This is a genomic window from Pseudomonas sp. NPDC087358 (assembly GCF_044900785.1).
In the GTDB taxonomy this organism is placed as follows: domain Bacteria; phylum Pseudomonadota; class Gammaproteobacteria; order Pseudomonadales; family Pseudomonadaceae; genus Aquipseudomonas.
On sequence record NZ_JBJDOA010000002.1, the window covers coordinates 85,790 to 103,504 of the forward strand.

Sequence of the window (17,715 nt, forward strand, 5' to 3'; positions counted from 1 at the left end):
ATAAAACAGGACGCTGTTCAGTCGCAGCGTCTCAACGGGGCACAAGGTTATCGTTATCTGACCCTTGCGCGCACCAGCCGCAGCGAAAGGATTGACCTATTTTTTCCTGTCGCTTGACTGCATCCAGTACCCAGGCCCGTGACTGCCATGGCGGCTGATGACGCAAATGCTGGGTATGGCCACAGGACAGCTCGACCACCCAGTGACCGTCCGGGTCTTGGTGGAAGCCGGTAATGATGGTGTCGCTCTGGGGTATTGAGGTGTCGTGCAATCGGGGCCGTCCGTCCGAGTTGCGTTCGCTTTCGCGCGAGCGCTTGGTTAGACTTGTTCGCTCATATCTCTATTTGCAAAAGGTCTCGCCCCATGCCGATCGCCGCCAACAAGGCTGTCTCCATTGACTATACCCTGACCAATGACGCTGGTGAGGTCATCGACAGTTCTGCCGGCGGCGCGCCGCTGGTTTACCTGCAAGGCGCAGGTAACATCATTCCGGGTCTGGAAAAGGCACTGGAAGGCAAGAATGTTGGCGACGAAATGAAGGTCGCTATCGAGCCTGAAGACGCCTACGGCGAATACTCGGCCGAACTGGTCAGCACCCTGAGCCGCAGCATGTTCGAAGGTGTCGACGAACTGGAAGTCGGCATGCAGTTCCACGCGTCTGCGCCAGACGGCCAGATGCAGATCGTGACCATCCGCGATCTGGACGGCGACGATGTGACCGTAGACGGCAATCACCCGTTGGCCGGTCAGCGCCTGCATTTCCAAGTCAAGATTGTTGATATTCGTGACGCCAGCGAAGAAGAAATCGCTCACGGTCACGTGCATGGCGAAGGCGGTCATCACCACTGATTTGTCCTGCTAAGCTCAAATAGCTGGCCAGGCGTCCTCGCGGGCTTTGCGGAAACCTTGTTGTTTTCGCGGCCTGACAGGGCGCCTTTTTCGGCCGACGTTTTTTAGGGGAGTTCGTCATGAGTATATTTCACGACCTGAAATTAAAAGCTCTGGATGGCCAGGAACTGCCTCTCGCGGCAATGAAGGGCAAAGTGGTGCTGGTGGTCAACGTCGCCTCCAAATGCGGCCTTACGCCACAATACGCGGCACTTGAGAATCTTTATCAGAAATACAAGGACAAAGGCTTCAGCGTGTTGGGCCTGCCGTGCAATCAATTTGCCGGTCAAGAGCCCGGAACCCAGGACGAAATCCAGGAATTCTGCTCGCTGAACTACGGCGTGACCTTTCCGCTGGGTGACAAGCTTGAAGTCAACGGCCCTCATCGTCACCGGCTGTATCAGATGCTCGCAGGTGAAGGCGCCGAGTTCCCCGGGGAGATCACCTGGAACTTCGAAAAGTTTCTCGTAGGCCAGGATGGGCGAGTGCTGGCGCGCTTCTCGCCACGCACGACACCGGACGATCCTGCGGTGATCCAGGCGATCGAAAAAGCGCTGCATTGATTGTCGACCGATAAATTCCCTGTGGAGTGAGTTCGCTCGCGATTGCAGCGCCTGCCGCCAGCTGTTCTGACTGACGATCTGCCGGCGCCAGCCAGCTCGCTCCTGCCATTGTTTGATTTTTCCTTCTAAACCTTAATCACTCCAGTCAATAGTGCTTCGCAGCGCGTCTCGATCAGGTCATGATTTATGACCTTCATAATATTTCATGTTGCCGAGGACGCTTGCATGCCAGTCAAAGCCTTGTTCAGACCCTTTCATCTGGGCTCTCTGCAATTACCGACCCGCGTAGTCATGGCGCCGATGACCCGTTCTTTCTCTCCGGGCGGGGTGCCCAATGCCAAAGTCATCGAGTACTACCGCCGCCGCGCCGCTGCCGGGGTGGGCCTGATCATCACCGAAGGCACGACTGTCGGCCATAAGGCGTCCAACGGCTATCCGAACGTCCCGCAGTTCTTTGGCGAGGCTGCGCTGGCAGGCTGGAAGCAGGTCGTGGACGCGGTTCATGCCGAGGGCGGCAAGATTGTCCCGCAACTCTGGCATGTTGGCGCGGTTCGCCGACTCGGGACGGAGCCGGATGGCACGGTGCCGGCTTACGGCCCCACCGAAAAGCTCAAGGATGGCACGGTCGTCGTCCACGGCATGAGCAAGCAGGACATCGCCGACGTCATCGGCGCCTTTGCCCAGGCTGCGAAAGATGCTCAGGAAATCGGCATGGATGGCATAGAGATCCATGGCGCACACGGCTACCTCGTCGATCAGTTTTTCTGGGAGGGGACCAATCAGCGCACCGATGAATATGGCGGCGACCTGGCTCAGCGCTCACGTTTCGCCATCGAGTTGATCCGAGCCGTACGTGCTGCTGTAGGGCCTGACTTTCCGATCATCTTGCGCTACTCGCAGTGGAAACAGCAGGACTATACCGCGCGTCTGGTGCAGACGCCGGAAGCGCTGGGTGCATTTCTCAAGCCGTTGTCTGACGCAGGGGTGGACATTTTCCACTGCTCGACGCGTCGGTTCTGGGAGCCTGAATTCGAAGGTTCTGACCTCAACCTGGCTGGCTGGACGCGCAAACTCACCGGCAAGCCGACCATCACCGTGGGTAGCGTCGGACTGGATGGCGAGTTCCTGCAGTTCATGGTCAACACCGACAAGGTCGCACAACCGGCCAGCCTGGAAAACCTGCTCAAGCGTCTGGGCGACGATGAATTCGATCTGGTGGCCGTGGGCCGTGCGCTGCTGGTCGACCCGGATTGGGCCGTGAAGGTGCGCGATGGCCGCGAGGAGGACATCCTGCCCTTCAGCCGGGATGCGCTGGGTAAGTTGGAGTAAGCGCTTAGCGCCCAATGGATCATTGTGCGCACTGCCCATGACCCAGGTAGCGAGCAATCCCTGGCGCAGCACGGCGTGTCGGCGGTGGCGTTTTCGAAATCGCTGCCGCCGGCAAGCCATGCTGCTACATGGGTGTCGTGCGCTACAGGATGGAGGTCAACCGTTCACATCCCCACCACCACCCCGTCCCGCGTCTCACTGGCAGTGCGCAGATAACACTCGAACGCCTCGATAATCCCCGTCCAGCCTTGGCGACTGGCGTGTTGCCGGGCATTGAGCCTCACACGCCGCAGCGTCTCGTCGTCCTCCAGCATCCAGCAGGCAGAATCGATAAAACCCTCCTCATCGCCCGGCATCGCCACAGCACCGTTATGACCATGACGAATATGCTGGGCGGCGGCCGCTTCGTCATACGCCACTACCCCCAACCCGGATGCCAAGGCCTCGAGCACCACATTGCCGAAGGTCTCAGTCAGGCTTGGAAAGAGAAACAAATCCCCCGACGCATAGTGGGTCGCCAGCGCTTCCCCACGCTGGGCACCGCAGAAAATCGCGTCCGGCAGTTGCTGTTGCAGGGTCGTACGCACTGGCCCGTCGCCGACGATAACAAGCTTCAGCTTTTTATCGGGATAAGCGCTGACCAGAGCGTCAAAGCTGGTTTTCAGCACGCCGAGGTTCTTTTCCAGCGCCAGACGGCCTATATGCAAGATCGCCGTGTCGCCGGGCTCCAGTCCCCAGGATTCACGAAGAAAGTTCGAGCGTTTGGAGGGATGAAACAGTTGGCAGTCCACGCCCCGGGCAAGCAACTCCAGGCGCTCGAAACCACGCCGCTCAAGCTCCGTCTTCTGGCTGACGCTGGGCACCAGCGTCGCGTTTGAACGGTTATGAAACCAGCGCAGGTAGGAAGTGATCAGCCGGGTGATGAACCCAAGGCCGTATTGGCGCGTGTACTGCTGAAAATTGGTATGAAAGCCGCTGACCACCGCGATGTGTAACCGTCGTGCAGCCCTTAACGCCGACAGGCCCAATGGGCCTTCGGTGGCGATATACAGCACATCCGGGCGATTGCGCTGCCAGCGGCGCAGCAGCTTGTGCATTGACGACTGCCCCCACTGCAATCCGGGATAGCCCGGAATCGGCCAGCCGCGGCACAGCATCAGATCCTCCCCGACAGCGCGCAATTGATCTTCATTTTGCCGCGGGCGAACCACCTCGACCCTGTGGCCGCGCGAACGCAGCCCGTCACACAGCCGGCTCAGGGTATTGGCCACGCCGTTGATTTCGGGTGCGTAGGTTTCAGTAATAAGGGTGATATGCAGGGATTTACTCATGCCAGCAGTTTCGAAGGCTGGCATTGCGCTGGTGTGGCGATTGGGTGATGGATTTGTGACCTTGAACAAGAAACCTGCCCATCCTCTTTCTGAAGAGTGCTTACATCGGCATGTCGGCGTGCAAGCCTTGGCCGCCGACATGGCCTAGATGAGGCTGTCCCGCTAGCTGATCGAAAACGGCAAAATCCGCCACTTTCCGATCCTTTCAAGTGCAGCGGCTTCTGGCGTGTAACTAGTCTGGACGGGATTAAGGCTGGTCAACTGCATATGAGAGCGAGGTTTCACGAGCCTGGCGAGGTTGGCGAGCTCGGCTTTTATTGTCTTCGATGTAGTTGTTTCCACAGCTTCGGCCAACACCTGCATGAACTTGGGAGCGTTGGGTTCGGATTTAGGTCTCTTCGCCAGCAGGGCAGAGCTACGAAGTGCGTCGTTCTGGTTTGAAGCGTTTATACGACTCGATTCCATGATATGTAACTCCCGCTGATGAAAACGCCCGGAACTGGGCATGCCTATGGTCTAGCGGTCCGGTTGTAAGATGTACGGAAGATTTCAGTAGGAACGCTCTCGATTTTTAAAGTGTCGCCTAAGCTCTCAGATGACTCAGGCGGCAGCTGAAGCCTCGCGAGCCAATGAATGCGAAAATTGGACGGTGCTTTAAAAAGTCGATGGGATCACAGCTAATGTGGTATTTGCAATGTGACGCATTGGCTATGTGTTCACTGGTGTGTTTTTGGAATTAATATTTGTGGGGTGTAGTAGGACGAATCCGATTTTCCTTTAGGTTTTTAATAATGCGTTGACGCAGACTGTTTTTTGAATAACGTCAAATTGTCGAGCCAGATTGTTCTACGAACTGGAGCGAGGATTGGATGAAGTCGTTCTATGAAAAAATAAAACAGGATGCAAAAAAATGAAATTTTATAATAAACAGTTCCACCTCAGAGCTTGGGTGGCACTGGCTTTGATTTCGCTCTCGGTGAGTTCGACGGGCGTTTTGGCTGGTCAATATCAATCTGAGGTTGACTTCCCATACACTTATTCTGCAGGGCAAACACATAGGATCTACATTCCTTATAATGTGGTGGCTGCCGATGGAGTGAAAATACAAAATGTGAGTTGGAGTTGGGGTGGCCGATCTAACCACCAGAGTTATAGTGTTCAGCTATGTCAGGTAGCGACGAACATCTGTAAGAATATTTCTTATCAGAAAAACGGTACCAGTACCGCATTTAACCGCACCAGTGCTGCAGTGCCGTTTTACTTTCTTGTGACCGGTGTGGGGCGCCCGTTCAACCCTGGGTGGGGATTGTCGGGGAGCCTCACGGTGAACTGGTGGGGCAAAAGCGGGCTCAGGGCGGTGTGAGCAAATTTGCTCATGCCGCTTCTGCCTCAATACAGGAAAAATTACAGCCAGCCCGACATTCTTTGAAAATCCTCGGGTAGAGTTTCGTTGTAATTAAATATTTTATCGATGATTTCCAACGGTGGAGTACCTTTGGATAATTCATTTTTATAAAGCTCTACGCGTCTTTCATGGAAAAGGTCTGTTATCTGCTTGAAATAGGCTGCTTTCTCTGGTGTATATATTTCGCCGGATGCCGCAATCCGTATGGTTGGCCACTCGCTGACATTCAACAGCGGGCTTTCGATGTATTCGCATCCGTATAAAAAAGCCGCTTTTTCAGCCCATATAGGATCATCGCTACAGCCCTCGACCAACCATTCATAGAGCTCAGTTAATTTAACGGTGCGGGTTGGCGGTATGTTGGGCACCTCAGCCGTCAACCCGTTTAACGTTTTTGAAAAACTGATACCCATTTTGATGTCCGGTTTCGAGTTCACAGAGCTATCGGCTACAGACGCCTGTACAGGGCTGTAAGCAAGGGTAGAGATTTCATTCACACTGTTGCGCATGGCTATGCCTCTTCATAGTTGTGGCATGGGAGGCGATTGCAAGGGAGATGCCAGCTGTTGATTGTGCGATTGTTACTGGATATTAAGCCCGTAAATATGGGTGAAACATACGCGAACATTCTTAGGGACTATACGATTGAGCAGTGTCTGCCAAAAAAAATCTCGAGAATAAAGGCGGCAAAGATTTGCCGTGATCGGAAAGTTGTAGCCTCGCGTTTATAAATAATGGCCCCGAGTGACCGGGGCTTCGCACTGATTTCAATGTTTTACTGCAGCGCTGTCTGCGCCCCACGCTCCCTGACCCAGAACAACGTCGCCCCAGCCACCGCCGCAGGCATCATCAGCAGGTTGACCACCGGGATCAGCAGCACCAGGTAAACAATCGCGCCAAAGCTCATGCTCTGCCAGCGTTTGGCGCGCAGCCAGGCGAGCATGTCCTGCCAGCTCATCTTGTGGTTGTCGGCAGGGTAGTCGATGTACTGGATGGCCATCATCCATACGCCGAACAGCAGCCAAAGAGGGGCGGCGATGAGGTTGACCACTGGAATCCACGAGAGGATGAACAGCCCGATGGCGCGTGGCAGGAAATAACCCAGCTTGCGCATTTCGCGGCTCAGGGTGCGCGGGATCATTTCGATCAGCTCGCCCCAGCTGAACGCCGGGAAGTCATCGGTACCCCGCAGGACCACTTCGACTTTTTCCGAGAGGAAGCCATTGAAAGGGGCGGCAATGACGTTGGCGATCATGGTGAAAGTGAAAAACACCATCAGCACCACCAGCACCACGAACAGCGGCCAGAGGATGTAGTTGAGGAAGCTCAGCCAGGCGGGGAGTGCCGGCATGAATGAGTCGACCCACAGGCTGAACTCGTGGCCGGCGAAATAGATCAGGGCGCTGAACAGCACCAGGTTGATGGTCAGAGGCAGCAGGACAAACAAACGCAGGCCTGGGCTGAGGACCAGTTTCAGGCCTTCGCGCAGGTATTGCGGGCCGGACAGGGCGGGTGCAGGCATGTGGGCCTCCGAATGTTGAAATCGCGCCGACCTTACCGGCTTTGCGGCGAGGGCGGAAGCTGGATCGATCCCTGGGACATTCGCCGAAACAATCCGGCGCGGTTAAAGTCTATCGACAGGTTGCGGCTCGATTGCATTGTGAGGATAGGTGAGGTCTATGAGGTGGATTGTGAAACGATATTTCCTTAATCTTCGCCGCCCCGATAAGCTTGCGGGCATCTTTTAGACCTATTCCCATTCACTTTGAACCTCGAAGGAGTCGCAATGAGCGTTCTGGTCAACAAACAAGCCCCTGATTTCACAGCAGCGGCGGTCCTGGGTGACGGTTCGATCGTCGACAGCTTCCAGCTGTCCTCGCTGCGTGGCAAGTATGTCGTGCTGTTCTTCTGGCCGCTGGACTTCACCTTCGTGTGCCCATCGGAAATCATCGCGCACGACAACCGCATCGCCAAGTTCCGCGACCTGGGCGTTGAAGTGGTTGGCGTTTCCGTCGACTCGCACTTCACTCACGCTGCCTGGCGCAACACCCCGGTTGAAAAGGGCGGCATCGGCCAGGTGCAGTTCACCATGGTTGCCGACATCAAGCACGAAATCACTCGCGCATACGGGATCGAACACGATGACGGCGTCGCGCTGCGCGGATCGTTCCTGATCGACCAGGCTGGCGTCGTCCAGCATCAGGTTGTGAACAACCTGCCGCTGGGCCGGGATGTGGATGACATGGTGCGTCTGGTTGAAGCACTGCAGTTCACTGAACAGCACGGTGAAGTCTGCCCGGCGGGCTGGCGTCCGGGCCAGAAAGGCATGAAGGCTGACGCTTCAGGTGTCGCCGACTACCTGGCCGATCACGCCAAGAGCTTGTAACAGCGTTGCTGCGGCCTGGGTCGCAGCTTCAAGTTTTCAGGGTTGGCGAGCTCGTTCTCACGCGCTTGGCCAATCCTTTTATTCCAGCCACTGCGCTGGTCTAGACCTCAGTAACTCCGACCACACGTAACGATGGCCGGTCGATAGGAGTGTGTCATGTCCGATGTACGTCATTCCCGAGTGATTATTCTCGGCTCCGGCCCTGCCGGTTATAGCGCTGCGGTCTATGCGGCACGCGCCAACCTCAAGCCGCTGCTGATCACTGGCATGCAGGCGGGTGGTCAGTTGACCACCACTACCGAAGTCGACAACTGGCCGGGCGACCCCCATGGCCTGACCGGCCCGGTGCTGATGGAGCGTATGCGCGAGCACGCCGAGCGTTTTGAAACCGAGATCGTCTTTGATCACATCAACGCTGTCGATCTGGCCGGTAAACCGTTCAGCCTCAAGGGCGATAACGGCACCTACACCTGCGACGCACTGATCATCGCCACCGGCGCCAGCGCTCGTTACCTGGGCCTGCCGTCCGAAGAAGCGTTCATGGGCAAAGGCGTTTCGGCCTGCGCGACCTGTGACGGTTTCTTCTACCGCAACAAGCCGGTCGCTGTGGTCGGTGGTGGCAACACGGCCGTCGAGGAGGCGCTGTACCTGGCCAATATCGCCAGCAAGGTCACGCTGGTTCACCGCCGCGAGACCTTCCGTGCCGAAAAGATCCTGATCGACAAGCTTCACGCTCGGGTGGCCGAAGGCAAGATCGAGCTCAAGCTCAACGCCACTCTGGACGAAGTGCTGGGTGATGACATGGGTGTGACCGGTGCGCGCCTGAAGAACAACGACGGCAGCTTCTCGGAGCTGAAAGTCGACGGTGTGTTCATCGCCATTGGCCACACGCCGAACACCTCGCTGTTCGACGGCCAGTTGGCGTTGAAAGACGGCTACATGGTGGTGCAGGGCGGTCGCGAAGGTAATGCCACGGCGACCAGCGTCAACGGTGTGTTCGCTGCTGGCGACGTGGCTGACCACGTCTACCGTCAGGCGATCACCTCGGCCGGTGCCGGCTGCATGGCCGCGCTGGACGTAGAGCGTTATCTGGATGGCCTGGCGAACGCTTCGTTCTGATCAGGTGTTGTACAACGAAAAAACCGGCCGAGGCCGGTTTTTTTGTGTCTGCATCGACCCTGCGCCCTCCCCATTCATTGCAGGAGTGAGCTTGCTCGCGATTGCAATGGGTCGGTCATCGCGCCCTTCACAGGTGGATAGGTGTCGAGAGCAAGCTCACTCTGCAGGGCTAGCGGCAGTTCAGGCTTTGCGGCTCAACGGCTGCGTGGTGAATTTCACACCGGCCAGACCGTGGGAGATCAACGCACGGATGTTGCCGTGGTCGCTGCCTTCTGGCGTCGCCAGCACCGAGCGGTAGTGCTCACCGAAGGCCAGCAGCGCTTGTTCATCGCTCAGACCTTCCAGCAACGCCAGACCCAGGGTCTTGCACGAACCTTCGTTCTGGCCCGCCGCATTCTCCACTGGCCCGTTGCTGAACGGCTGAGGCTGATAGTCGTAGTGCGCGGCGATGAACGACAAGGTGTCGGCGAATACATGCTCGCCGCTGTTCAGGCTGGCGCGCAGGGCGTTCAGGTCAGTCATGCTTTTTTTCCTTGGCGAACGCGGCTTGCTGCTCAGCGCTGGCTTCTTTCTGGTATTGGGATTTCCACTCGCTGTATGGCATGCCGTAGACCACTTCGCGGGCGTCATCCAGGGTGATGTCGATCTGTTTCTCGTCGGCGGCGGCCTTGTACCACTTGGACAGGCAGTTGCGGCAGAAGCCTGAGAGGTTCATCAGGTCAATGTTCTGCACATCCTTGCGGCTGTCGAGATGGGCGACCAGACGACGAAAGGCGGCGGCTTCGAGTTCGAGACGTTGTTGCTCGGTCATGACAGGCTCTGTGCGGATAAATAGATGGGCGGATGATAAGAGTGCAGGGCGGGGTGGGCAATGCCTGCGCCTCTTATCCGACCTGTAGCAGTGCCGCTTGCCGGCGCTGGCGTATTCAGATGCGTCCCCGCCGGCAAGCCGGACTGCTAGAGGCGATGCGTCACGTCCGGATCAGCGTTCCGCCGCCAGGGTAATCGACACCGATTCGGCAAAGCGCAGCGCGTGCGGCTTATCGACTTCGACCTCTGCGTATTGCACCGCGTCGTGGCTCATCACCAGATCCAGCACTTCCTGGGTCAAGCGCTCGAGCAGGGCAAAGCGGTTGCTCTCCACGTGCTGAATGATCGCCTTGGTGATGGTCCGGTAGTTGAGCGCGTGATCTATATCGTTGTCCCGCACCGCTTCCTGGGCCGCGTACAGGATCGTCAGATTGATCAGCACGTCTTGTTTGTTGAGGATTTCGTCTTCGTTGATACCGATATAGGTGCGCAGGCACAGGTCCTTGACCCGGATGCGTGCGGTGCCTGGTTCGAGTCTTGCCATGGGACTACTTGCTCCGTCCGATCAGTTGCAGGAATTCCATCCGTGTCGTGGTCGAATCGCGAAAGGCGCCGAGCATCACTGAGGTGTTCATGGTCGAGTTCTGCTTTTCGACGCCACGCATCATCATGCACATGTGCTGTGCTTCGATCACCACCGCCACCCCGGCAGCGCTGGTCACGCCTTGAATGGCGTCGGCGATCTGGCGGGTCAGGTTTTCCTGGATCTGCAGGCGCCGCGCGTACATGTCGACAATCCGTGCAATCTTCGACAGACCCAGCACCTTGCCCGTCGGAATATAAGCCACGTGCGCCTTGCCGATGAAGGGCAGCAGGTGATGCTCGCACAGCGAATACAGCTCGATGTCCTTGACGATGACCATCTCGTCATTGTCGGAAACGAACAGCGCGCCGTTGACGATCTCCTTCAGCGTCTGGTCATAACCATGACACAGATACTGCATGGCCTTGGCCGCGCGCTTGGGGGTGTCCAGCAAGCCTTCGCGCTCCGGGTCTTCGCCCAGGCCCAGAAGGATTTCGCGATAGTGCTGTGGCAGTGACAGAGTCATCAAAAGGGTTCCTCGGGGCGGCTTACTTGACGTGCCGTCCACCGTTTACGGTCAGAGTGGTGCCGGTGACGTAGGGGTTGTCCAGCAGATAACGCAGGCTCTGATATATCACTTCGGGACCGGGCTCGATCCCCACTGCCGATTTGGCCAGGGTGCGTGCGCGATACTGTTCATCGTCGTCGGGTTGAAACATCAGCATGGCCGGGGCGATGCCGTTGACCTTGATTTTCGGGGCGAATCTGGCGGCGAACGACAGGGTCAGATTGTCCATCCCCGCTTTGCTCGCGCAGTAGGCGATGTGCTTGCTGCTGCCCTTGCGCGTGACATCGTCGCCGATATGGATGATGTCGGCCTTGTCCGAACGCAGCAGCAGGTCGGCGCAATGCAGATTGATCAGGTAAGGCGCAAGCATGTGCACGTTGAACATGCGCATGAACACGTCACCTTCATCGCCCCGGGTTTCGGCCAGCCATTCCGAGGCATTGTGGACGATGGCGCGCAGGCTGTCAGTGTGTGCCTTGAGCTGGCTGATGAACGCCATCACGCTTGCTTGCGATGAAAAGTCCGCCTTCAGGGTGATTGCGCCCAGTTGTTCAAGGCGTTGCACGCCCGGACGCTCGGAACGGTAGCTGATAATCACCGGTTGACCTTCGGCCAGCAGCTGCTCCGCGCAATACAGGCCGATGCGCTGGCTGGCGCCAGTGATCAGAACAGGGGCAGGGGAGGAGGCCATGGCTACTCACGCGTCATCAAGGAAAAGAAACGGGAAGGTCGCGGGCGTATCGGCTCAGGCATCGGGCAGCAATTGGTCTCATTGCGCCATCAGAGAACGACCGTCTGGGGCAAAGTTAACCCAATGGTCAGTGGTGTACAACATATCGGGTCGTTTACCCATTAGGGAAACGACACAATCGTGTTAGCAGACGTCGAAGGCTATGACACCAGCGACAGCGGTGTGTCAGACGATTCATTTCTCATAGACACACCACGTTCGATCGCAAGCCGGCGCCTGCAATCAGTTCGCGGCGTCAGCGGCTCGGTGCCGATTCGGCGGGCGCGGCAGGCACCTGGATGTTGTTGTTCAGCCAGCCTGACAATAGGTGCGTGGACAGGGGAATGAACCAGAACACCATCAACGGCGTGAGCATCAATGTGCTGAGCATGATCCGCGGCAGCAACTCCAGCTGACCGAGCAAAGGGCCCAGCACGTAGTTGAAGATCAGCGAGACCGGGAAGAACGCCAGCCAGATGGCCACGGCCTGTTTCCAGCGTGGCGGGCGCTGGCCGACCGCACCGAACCAGCCATCCATGCCGCGTACGCGATGCACGGAGTTCTTGGCGAACAAACCGCTACCACGCACCAGCCAGGAGCGCCGGGACGCAGAATGCTCCCAGGCGTGCATGGTGGCTTCATCGGCGAAGCGGAAAATAATCTGGAATTCGTCGTCTCCCGGGGGCGGTGCGAGCACGCCTGAACCCAGGTAGCCGGGGAAGTCGGTAGCCAGTTGTTCGCCTTCATGCAGCCAGGCAATCAGCTCCTGATAGCGGCCGTGGGCGACGCGACGGGCAACCATCAGCGTGACGGGTGAGGTAGACATTGTGTATCTCCGATAGACGAGTGAGCTTCCCGGGTAGGGAAATCACATGGCGTAACGCCGGGGTGGTGGCGCTGCGTCAGCTTCGTTGGAAAAAGCAAGCAAGGATTATTCCTGAATCGGCGCATAAAGCCAGCAGTCTTTGGCTATCCGGGCGGGGCAGGCGCTCAACGGCAGATGTACAATCGGCATCCTTTACGGCCTGGTGATCGACATTCCAATGAATCAATTGATCTGCGCCCCGTCGGGCAGTGACGGCTTGCAACAGGAAGATCTGTTTCCCATACGCGAGGTCGCGCGACTCACAGGCGTCAACCCGGTCACCCTTCGGGCCTGGGAACGTCGTTATGGCTTGATCGTGCCGACCCGTACTGAAGGCGGCCATCGTCTGTACTCCCAGACCGATGTCGACACGGTGCGCAGCATCACCGGCTGGATCGAGCGTGGGGTTGCCGTGAGCAAGGTCGGGCAGATTCTTGCGCGGGCGCGAGATCAGGATGCAAAAGCACGAGGACCGCGCAGCCTGGCCAGCAGCGACGGCCAACAGGCCTGGCAGGCGCACCTGCGCCAGGCGGTCAACGAATTCAATGAGCATCGGTTGCAGCAGGTCTGTGACGAAATCTTTTCCAGCTGTGATTTGACCGAGGTGTTCGAGGACGTGCTGATGCCCGTCTGGCGGGACTTCGCCGCACGCCGTGATGCTTTCGGGCAAATCAGCGAATGGTTGTTTCTAGACAGTTTCCTGCGCGTACGTACGCTTGAGCGTGCACGCCAGATGCGGCGCGACACTCGCCAGCATGTGCTGCTGGCGGCGCTGCCGGGCGCATGTCGTGAGTTGGAGTTATGGGTTGCCGGTCTGCTGCTGAGCACCGAGCAGACCCGTCTGAGCGTCTTGGCGCCGGGGCAGCCGCTGGAGGAGTTGAGCCTGGTATGCGGCAAGATGCAGCCCGATGCGCTGGTGCTTTTTTCCAACGATGTGCCGATCGCGGATTTGCCCAAAAGGTTGCTGCGTCTCGGGCTGGGCCTGAACTGTCCGTTATTGTTGGCCGGAGAAACGGCCGATCTGGCGCAGGACAGCTTGCAGGGCTCGCCAATCGCTTGCCTTGGCGCTCAGGGTCACGTCATGCAGCGGCGCCTGGAGCAGTTTCTGGCGGGGCGACTGGATACCTGAGGGCAGCGCTGGTCAGGCCTTTGCTAGCAGTCCGGTTTGTCGGCGGCAGCGTTCCTTGAGATCGCTAGTGCTGGCAAGTTGCGCTGTTGCTAGAGCGGGCTTCAGAGGTGCATCGAGGGATGAATCTTGCGGTGTTCCTGAAGGATGTACTGGCGCAGGCGCTCGGTGTCTTCCTTGCTGTTCTGGCTCAAGCGATACGCTGCCAGGCCTTGCTCGGTCAGGCGCTCGAAGGTCCCGCGCAGAGCAATGGGTGCCAGTCCGACAGGCGTGAACCAGGCGGAGAAATATTTCGGTGGTTTGGTCTGCTTGCGGATTTCCAGGAGGATGCCCTTGAACGAAATCTCGTGCACCCATAACGCCGTCAGCGAACCCTTTTCGGTCTCGAGAGCGACAGGTTCAGGCAGCGTCAGGCGCCAGGGGCGAATGCGCGGACCTTCTTCAAAGATGCTGGGAGCGCCCAGTTCCAGATGTAGCGCGTGGAATTCGTCTTCGACCAGGTGCAGCGGAAAGGTCATCTGCTGATTGTCGAACTGGGCCTGAATCGTCACTTGTTCATGAGCCGCCAGGCGCGTCAACAGGTCCTGAATTTGCACACCACCATTGACCAGCAGACTGCGGGAGTTGTCGCGCAGGTTCAGCTTGGGGTTGTGCTGCATGTTCTGGATGAATTCCAGTTCATCCTGCGTGAGGATATTGTCGCGCTGCATGGCCAAGCTCGATTAACCGGTTATTGGAAAAGCAGACAAAAAATTCGCCGATTGGTTGCCGCCGTTCGTCAGTTACTGAATGTTGCGCTTCAACGCCTCTAACGCCAGATGAGCTTGCGCCAGTTCGGCCTGCAATTCGACAACTTTCTGTTGCGCCAGGATCTGTTCAGTGACGTCCTTCTGGATGCCGATGAAATACATGAGCTTTTCCTCCTCGTTGAACACCGGGGTGATCGACAGCTCATTCCAGAAAGACGTCCCGTCCTTTCGATAGTTGCGCAGAATCTGACGGCAGGGCTGACCATTGTTCAGCGCCTCGCGGATGACCTTGCGGGCCAGTTGGTCGCGGTTGTCGCCCTGAAGGAAGCGGCAATCCTGATAAAGAATCTCTTCGGCGCTGAAACCGGTCAGTCGCTCGAATGCCTTGTTGGCGTAAATGAGAATGTTATCGTTACCCTCATGCTCGGCGACCACGATGCCGTCGTTGGATGCGTCGACAACCAACTGCAGCAGTTTTGCGTTGATCATGTACGGCTCCCTAGTGACATCGCAAAGCCAGCATTCTAAGACATTGCGTCTGCCTGGGGCATAATGCCGCACGATTTTACTCAGTCACAGGATCACTCCATGAAAGTCGCCATTGTTTCGGGCTCGGTGTACGGCTCGGCCGAAGAAGTCGCCCGGCACGCTCAGCAGATCATCAAGGACGCCGGCCACGAGGTCTTGTTCAACCCACGGGCAACCCTCGCCGACTTGCAAGCCTTCGCTCCAGAGGCGTTGTTGGCCGTGACCTCGACCACCGGCCTGGGCGAACTGCCGGACAACCTGCAGCCGTTGTATTCGCAGATACGCGATGCGCTGCCCGCGGCATGGCGCGGCTTGCCCGGGGGCGTCATCGCATTGGGTGATGCCAGTTATGGCGATACCTTCTGCGGCGGTGGTGAGCAGATGCGCGAGTTGTTCGTGGAGCTGGGCATTCGTGAAGTCCACGACATGCTGCGTCTGGATGCCAGCGAAACCGTGACTCCGGAAAGCGACGCCGAGCCGTGGTTGGCCGAGTTCGTCGGAAAGCTCGGCGCCTGACACGGTGACGGCGCTGTTATTGACGTAGCAGCGCCAGCCAGGCCTGGGCTGCCTTGGACAAATAGGCACCTTCGCGCCAGATGAAAGCGATGTCCCAACGCAGGCTCTGAGGGGCCTTCAAACTGACATGCACCACCCCAGGCCTGACCAGCGCCCGCGCCACGATCTGCGGCAACAGCACCACGCCTTGGCCGGCCGCGACCAGCGCCGCCAGAAAGTCCGCCTGACCGCTGCGGCCTCCCTCCCTGGGTGTGAACCCCACCTGCTGGCAGGCCTGCAACAGTCGGTCGTTGAGTACGAAGCTGCGTTGATAGAGCAGAAACGGCGTGTCTGCCAGCTGGCTCAATTCCACCTCCTGCAGGTGAGCCAGGGGATGATCGGCCGGCAACAGCGCGTCCAGCGGTTCATCGCAGAACGGCTGGCAGGCGAAGGCGGGATCGTCCGGCGTCAGGCTCGCTCCCAATTCCAGCTCGCCACTCATCACCGCCTGTTCGATGGCTCGGCTGCCACCTTCGAGCAGGTGAATGGTGACGTTCGGGTACAGCCGTCGATACTCGGCGAAGGCCTTGGCGAACAAAGTGTCGCTGCCCAGCATCGGCAACCCCAGGTGCAGCTCCCCTCGCGCCAGATTGCTCAGGTCATCCAGCTCGCGGAGCAGCCCGTTACGCAGGATGAGCATTTCTTCGGCGCGCTGCAGGACGACCCTGCCGGCGGCAGTGAGGTTGATCTGCGAACCATGGCGATCGAGTAAGGACACACCCAGGTTTTCCTCAAGTTGGGCCACCTGCTTGCTGACGGCCGACTGACTGATGAATAGCGTTCTGGCAGCCTGGGTGAACCCGCCTTCACGCACGACCTCGATAAAACTGCGCAGCTGTTTGAATTCCATGACCACCGATAACCACTGATGACGAGTATGGCGCCATATTGAACGCAAAGATTCCGTATTGGAATAGAACTAAGTCGTTTAATTCGTTTTTGGGATGATCGTCAGGTCGATAGACTGCAGTCCTCTGAGGACTGAAAGCCCATGAAGCATTTAACCCACGTCGCGCGCCTGGTTATCGAGTTGCTCGTCCTGCTGGCGATCTATCAGGTGGGCTGTCAAATCGCCTTGTGGTTGAACTGGCCGATTCCCGGTGGTGTGATCGGCCTGGCGCTGTTGTTGCTGACCTTTGCCAGTGGCCTGCTGAAACCGGCGACGCTGCAAATGGGCGCCGGGCTGTTATTGGCCGAGATGCTGTTGTTCTTCATCCCTCCACTGATGAGCCTGCTCGACTACGGCACGCTGCTGCGCAATGAAGGCTGGCGAATCATGCTGGTGATCGGTTGCAGCACACTGATGGTCATGCTGGTGACGGCATTCACCGTCGAGATGGTTTGCCGCCTCAAGGACCGGTCACTGGAGCGCCAGGGATGAAGTTCGAGCTGATGCCGGTTTTCTGGTTGCTTGTCACCGTGGTGGCGTATGTCAGCAGTCGCTGGCTGTATCGCCGAACCGGCGTGTATCTGCTATCGCCATTGATCCTGGTGCCCACGGTGCTGTTGGCCATCGCGGTGCCGATGCACACCGCCTACGCGGAGTACTCCACCAATACCCATTGGCTGATGTTGGTGCTGGGGCCGGTCACGGTGGCGTTCGCTGTGCCGATCTGGCAACAGCGTGCCCTGCTGGCGCGTCACTGGCCTGCGCTGTTGATCGGCATGCTGGCAGGCAGCGCGGCGTCGATCGCCAGTTCCTTCGGGCTGTCCCGGGCGCTGTCGCTGGACACTTCGGTGGCGATGTCATTGGTGCCGCGCTCCATCACCACGCCGTTTGCCATGCCCCTGGCGCATGATCTGGGCGGTGTTCCCGAGCTGACCGCGGTGTTTGTCATGTGCACCGGTGTGTTCGGCGCAGCGCTTGGCGGTGTGTTGCTCAAATGGCTGCCGTTACGCACGGCGCTGGCCCGCGGCGCGCTGTTCGGCGTCGGCGCCCATGGGGCCGGCGTCAGTCGGGCACGCGAGGTGGGCGGCGAAGAGGGTTCGGTGGCCGGATTGGTCATGGTCCTGACCGGTCTGCTCAATCTGTTTGCCGCGCCGCTACTGGTCTGGATGCTCTGAAAAGGCCGGGCCAGAGCGCTGGCAGTGGCACTGACTCGCCGGGTCATTAAGGTGGCTGCCAAGGCAAGTACCGCTTTGCTGACTGCTGGCTAGACTGCTGATCCATTAGAGCAGGT

The 17,715-nt window shown here is 58.3% G+C and carries 23 protein-coding genes and 1 pseudogene; 10 read left to right on the forward strand and 14 right to left on the reverse strand.

Annotation, left to right across the window (positions count from 1 at the left end; all coding sequences use genetic code 11):
* Positions 1 to 31 precede the first annotated feature (31 nt).
* Positions 32 to 365 (reverse strand): annotated as a pseudogene (locus ACI2KS_RS04000) (DUF3565 domain-containing protein).
* Here ACI2KS_RS04000 and ACI2KS_RS04005 point away from each other — a divergent pair.
* The 3 genes from ACI2KS_RS04005 to ACI2KS_RS04015 all read left to right on the forward strand — a co-directional run bounded on the left by ACI2KS_RS04005 (position 364) and on the right by ACI2KS_RS04015 (position 2,780).
* The gene (locus ACI2KS_RS04005) at positions 364 to 849 is read left to right on the forward strand and encodes a peptidylprolyl isomerase (RefSeq protein WP_404617430.1); all 486 of its coding nucleotides are present in this window, start codon (positions 364 to 366) and stop codon (positions 847 to 849) included. The pseudogene ACI2KS_RS04000 and the gene ACI2KS_RS04005 overlap by 2 nt on opposite strands.
* A 119-nt stretch (positions 850 to 968) precedes the next feature.
* Positions 969 to 1,451, forward strand: coding sequence for a glutathione peroxidase (locus tag ACI2KS_RS04010; RefSeq protein ID WP_404617432.1), 483 nt, complete (start codon positions 969 to 971; stop codon positions 1,449 to 1,451).
* 225 nt (positions 1,452 to 1,676) lie between these two features.
* The gene (locus tag ACI2KS_RS04015) at positions 1,677 to 2,780 is read left to right on the forward strand and encodes an NADH:flavin oxidoreductase (RefSeq protein ID WP_404617434.1); all 1,104 of its coding nucleotides are present in this window, start codon (positions 1,677 to 1,679) and stop codon (positions 2,778 to 2,780) included.
* A 164-nt stretch (positions 2,781 to 2,944) separates the two neighbouring features.
* Here the strand turns inward: ACI2KS_RS04015 and ACI2KS_RS04020 are convergent, their stop codons facing one another.
* Together ACI2KS_RS04020 and ACI2KS_RS04025 are read right to left on the reverse strand one after the other, a co-directional pair.
* A complete protein-coding gene (locus ACI2KS_RS04020; protein ID WP_404618463.1) occupies positions 2,945 to 4,111 on the reverse strand; it encodes a glycosyltransferase family 4 protein in 1,167 nt (388 codons plus the stop codon).
* 162 nt (positions 4,112 to 4,273) lie between these two features.
* On the reverse strand, positions 4,274 to 4,576 hold the full coding sequence (locus tag ACI2KS_RS04025; protein ID WP_404617436.1) for a hypothetical protein: 303 nt from the start codon (positions 4,574 to 4,576) through the stop codon (positions 4,274 to 4,276).
* Positions 4,577 to 5,021: 445 nt separating this feature from the next.
* On the opposite strand from ACI2KS_RS04025, the gene ACI2KS_RS04030 reads away from it, so the two are divergent.
* Positions 5,022 to 5,474 carry a hypothetical protein gene (locus tag ACI2KS_RS04030; protein ID WP_404617438.1) on the forward strand — a complete coding sequence of 151 codons (453 nt, stop codon included), beginning with the start codon at positions 5,022 to 5,024 and terminating at the stop codon, positions 5,472 to 5,474.
* Between the two features lie 41 nt (positions 5,475 to 5,515).
* On the opposite strand, the gene ACI2KS_RS04035 is transcribed toward ACI2KS_RS04030, so the two are convergent.
* On the reverse strand, positions 5,516 to 6,025 hold the full coding sequence (locus tag ACI2KS_RS04035) for a hypothetical protein (RefSeq protein ID WP_404617439.1): 510 nt from the start codon (positions 6,023 to 6,025) through the stop codon (positions 5,516 to 5,518).
* A 266-nt stretch (positions 6,026 to 6,291) separates the two neighbouring features.
* The gene (cysZ, locus tag ACI2KS_RS04040; protein WP_404617441.1) at positions 6,292 to 7,038 is read right to left on the reverse strand and encodes a sulfate transporter CysZ; all 747 of its coding nucleotides are present in this window, start codon (positions 7,036 to 7,038) and stop codon (positions 6,292 to 6,294) included.
* A gap of 264 nt (positions 7,039 to 7,302) precedes the next feature.
* Here cysZ and ACI2KS_RS04045 point away from each other — a divergent pair, with 264 nt between their 5' ends.
* A complete protein-coding gene (locus ACI2KS_RS04045; protein WP_404617443.1) occupies positions 7,303 to 7,902 on the forward strand; it encodes a peroxiredoxin in 600 nt (199 codons plus the stop codon).
* 156 nt (positions 7,903 to 8,058) lie between these two features.
* Positions 8,059 to 9,021: a thioredoxin-disulfide reductase gene (gene trxB / locus ACI2KS_RS04050; protein ID WP_404617445.1), complete on the forward strand. Its 963-nt coding sequence runs from the start codon at positions 8,059 to 8,061 to the stop codon at positions 9,019 to 9,021.
* A gap of 180 nt (positions 9,022 to 9,201) precedes the next feature.
* Here the strand turns inward: trxB and ACI2KS_RS04055 are convergent, their stop codons facing one another.
* From ACI2KS_RS04055 to ACI2KS_RS04080, 6 genes are all read right to left on the reverse strand, one after another.
* Positions 9,202 to 9,543: a HopJ type III effector protein gene (locus ACI2KS_RS04055; RefSeq protein WP_404617447.1), complete on the reverse strand. Its 342-nt coding sequence runs from the start codon at positions 9,541 to 9,543 to the stop codon at positions 9,202 to 9,204.
* On the reverse strand, positions 9,536 to 9,832 hold the full coding sequence (locus ACI2KS_RS04060; protein WP_404617449.1) for a DUF1244 domain-containing protein: 297 nt from the start codon (positions 9,830 to 9,832) through the stop codon (positions 9,536 to 9,538). Before ACI2KS_RS04060 ends, ACI2KS_RS04055 begins: the two co-directional genes overlap by 8 nt.
* Positions 9,833 to 10,003: 171 nt before the next feature.
* Positions 10,004 to 10,375 (reverse strand): dihydroneopterin triphosphate 2'-epimerase, encoded by a 372-nt coding sequence (folX, locus tag ACI2KS_RS04065; RefSeq protein WP_062386812.1) that lies wholly within the window; start codon positions 10,373 to 10,375, stop codon positions 10,004 to 10,006.
* Between the two features lie 4 nt (positions 10,376 to 10,379).
* Positions 10,380 to 10,940, reverse strand: coding sequence for a GTP cyclohydrolase I FolE (folE, locus tag ACI2KS_RS04070; RefSeq protein WP_404617451.1), 561 nt, complete (start codon positions 10,938 to 10,940; stop codon positions 10,380 to 10,382).
* A gap of 22 nt (positions 10,941 to 10,962) precedes the next feature.
* Positions 10,963 to 11,673 carry a dihydromonapterin reductase gene (folM, locus tag ACI2KS_RS04075; protein ID WP_404617453.1) on the reverse strand — a complete coding sequence of 237 codons (711 nt, stop codon included), beginning with the start codon at positions 11,671 to 11,673 and terminating at the stop codon, positions 10,963 to 10,965.
* Between the two features lie 295 nt (positions 11,674 to 11,968).
* Positions 11,969 to 12,538 carry an antibiotic biosynthesis monooxygenase gene (locus tag ACI2KS_RS04080; RefSeq protein ID WP_404617455.1) on the reverse strand — a complete coding sequence of 190 codons (570 nt, stop codon included), beginning with the start codon at positions 12,536 to 12,538 and terminating at the stop codon, positions 11,969 to 11,971.
* Positions 12,539 to 12,755: 217 nt separating this feature from the next.
* On the opposite strand from ACI2KS_RS04080, the gene ACI2KS_RS04085 reads away from it, so the two are divergent.
* The gene (locus ACI2KS_RS04085; protein WP_404617457.1) at positions 12,756 to 13,706 is read left to right on the forward strand and encodes a MerR family transcriptional regulator; all 951 of its coding nucleotides are present in this window, start codon (positions 12,756 to 12,758) and stop codon (positions 13,704 to 13,706) included.
* Between the two features lie 101 nt (positions 13,707 to 13,807).
* On the opposite strand, the gene ACI2KS_RS04090 is transcribed toward ACI2KS_RS04085, so the two are convergent.
* Together ACI2KS_RS04090 and ACI2KS_RS04095 are read right to left on the reverse strand one after the other, a co-directional pair.
* Positions 13,808 to 14,413 (reverse strand): hypothetical protein, encoded by a 606-nt coding sequence (locus ACI2KS_RS04090; RefSeq protein WP_404617459.1) that lies wholly within the window; start codon positions 14,411 to 14,413, stop codon positions 13,808 to 13,810.
* A 72-nt stretch (positions 14,414 to 14,485) separates the two neighbouring features.
* Positions 14,486 to 14,941 carry a PAS domain-containing protein gene (locus tag ACI2KS_RS04095; protein ID WP_404617460.1) on the reverse strand — a complete coding sequence of 152 codons (456 nt, stop codon included), beginning with the start codon at positions 14,939 to 14,941 and terminating at the stop codon, positions 14,486 to 14,488.
* Between the two features lie 99 nt (positions 14,942 to 15,040).
* Here ACI2KS_RS04095 and ACI2KS_RS04100 point away from each other — a divergent pair, with 99 nt between their 5' ends.
* Positions 15,041 to 15,496: a flavodoxin gene (locus tag ACI2KS_RS04100; RefSeq protein ID WP_404617462.1), complete on the forward strand. Its 456-nt coding sequence runs from the start codon at positions 15,041 to 15,043 to the stop codon at positions 15,494 to 15,496.
* A 16-nt stretch (positions 15,497 to 15,512) separates the two neighbouring features.
* Here ACI2KS_RS04100 and ACI2KS_RS04105 read toward each other — a convergent pair whose 3' ends face one another.
* Positions 15,513 to 16,385: a LysR family transcriptional regulator gene (locus tag ACI2KS_RS04105; protein WP_404617464.1), complete on the reverse strand. Its 873-nt coding sequence runs from the start codon at positions 16,383 to 16,385 to the stop codon at positions 15,513 to 15,515.
* Between the two features lie 141 nt (positions 16,386 to 16,526).
* Here ACI2KS_RS04105 and ACI2KS_RS04110 point away from each other — a divergent pair, with 141 nt between their 5' ends.
* The gene (locus tag ACI2KS_RS04110) at positions 16,527 to 16,916 is read left to right on the forward strand and encodes a CidA/LrgA family protein (protein WP_404617466.1); all 390 of its coding nucleotides are present in this window, start codon (positions 16,527 to 16,529) and stop codon (positions 16,914 to 16,916) included.
* Positions 16,913 to 17,599 carry an LrgB family protein gene (locus tag ACI2KS_RS04115; protein ID WP_404617468.1) on the forward strand — a complete coding sequence of 229 codons (687 nt, stop codon included), beginning with the start codon at positions 16,913 to 16,915 and terminating at the stop codon, positions 17,597 to 17,599. The genes ACI2KS_RS04110 and ACI2KS_RS04115 overlap by 4 nt, the downstream gene beginning before the upstream one ends.
* The last annotated feature ends 116 nt before the right edge of the window (positions 17,600 to 17,715 follow it).

Coding starts and splice junctions, on each gene's coding strand:
- ACI2KS_RS04005 (WP_404617430.1), top strand. CDS start 364: ATGCCGATCGCCGCCAACAAGGCTGTCTCCATTGACTATACCCTGACC.
- ACI2KS_RS04010 (WP_404617432.1), top strand. CDS start 969: ATGAGTATATTTCACGACCTGAAATTAAAAGCTCTGGATGGCCAGGAA.
- ACI2KS_RS04015 (WP_404617434.1), top strand. CDS start 1,677: ATGCCAGTCAAAGCCTTGTTCAGACCCTTTCATCTGGGCTCTCTGCAA.
- ACI2KS_RS04020 (WP_404618463.1), bottom strand. CDS start 4,111: ATGAGTAAATCCCTGCATATCACCCTTATTACTGAAACCTACGCACCC.
- ACI2KS_RS04025 (WP_404617436.1), bottom strand. CDS start 4,576: ATGGAATCGAGTCGTATAAACGCTTCAAACCAGAACGACGCACTTCGT.
- ACI2KS_RS04030 (WP_404617438.1), top strand. CDS start 5,022: ATGAAATTTTATAATAAACAGTTCCACCTCAGAGCTTGGGTGGCACTG.
- ACI2KS_RS04035 (WP_404617439.1), bottom strand. CDS start 6,025: ATGCGCAACAGTGTGAATGAAATCTCTACCCTTGCTTACAGCCCTGTA.
- cysZ (WP_404617441.1), bottom strand. CDS start 7,038: ATGCCTGCACCCGCCCTGTCCGGCCCGCAATACCTGCGCGAAGGCCTG.
- ACI2KS_RS04045 (WP_404617443.1), top strand. CDS start 7,303: ATGAGCGTTCTGGTCAACAAACAAGCCCCTGATTTCACAGCAGCGGCG.
- trxB (WP_404617445.1), top strand. CDS start 8,059: ATGTCCGATGTACGTCATTCCCGAGTGATTATTCTCGGCTCCGGCCCT.
- ACI2KS_RS04055 (WP_404617447.1), bottom strand. CDS start 9,543: ATGACTGACCTGAACGCCCTGCGCGCCAGCCTGAACAGCGGCGAGCAT.
- ACI2KS_RS04060 (WP_404617449.1), bottom strand. CDS start 9,832: ATGACCGAGCAACAACGTCTCGAACTCGAAGCCGCCGCCTTTCGTCGT.
- folX (WP_062386812.1), bottom strand. CDS start 10,375: ATGGCAAGACTCGAACCAGGCACCGCACGCATCCGGGTCAAGGACCTG.
- folE (WP_404617451.1), bottom strand. CDS start 10,940: ATGACTCTGTCACTGCCACAGCACTATCGCGAAATCCTTCTGGGCCTG.
- folM (WP_404617453.1), bottom strand. CDS start 11,673: ATGGCCTCCTCCCCTGCCCCTGTTCTGATCACTGGCGCCAGCCAGCGC.
- ACI2KS_RS04080 (WP_404617455.1), bottom strand. CDS start 12,538: ATGTCTACCTCACCCGTCACGCTGATGGTTGCCCGTCGCGTCGCCCAC.
- ACI2KS_RS04085 (WP_404617457.1), top strand. CDS start 12,756: ATGAATCAATTGATCTGCGCCCCGTCGGGCAGTGACGGCTTGCAACAG.
- ACI2KS_RS04090 (WP_404617459.1), bottom strand. CDS start 14,413: ATGCAGCGCGACAATATCCTCACGCAGGATGAACTGGAATTCATCCAG.
- ACI2KS_RS04095 (WP_404617460.1), bottom strand. CDS start 14,941: ATGATCAACGCAAAACTGCTGCAGTTGGTTGTCGACGCATCCAACGAC.
- ACI2KS_RS04100 (WP_404617462.1), top strand. CDS start 15,041: ATGAAAGTCGCCATTGTTTCGGGCTCGGTGTACGGCTCGGCCGAAGAA.
- ACI2KS_RS04105 (WP_404617464.1), bottom strand. CDS start 16,385: ATGGAATTCAAACAGCTGCGCAGTTTTATCGAGGTCGTGCGTGAAGGC.
- ACI2KS_RS04110 (WP_404617466.1), top strand. CDS start 16,527: ATGAAGCATTTAACCCACGTCGCGCGCCTGGTTATCGAGTTGCTCGTC.
- ACI2KS_RS04115 (WP_404617468.1), top strand. CDS start 16,913: ATGAAGTTCGAGCTGATGCCGGTTTTCTGGTTGCTTGTCACCGTGGTG.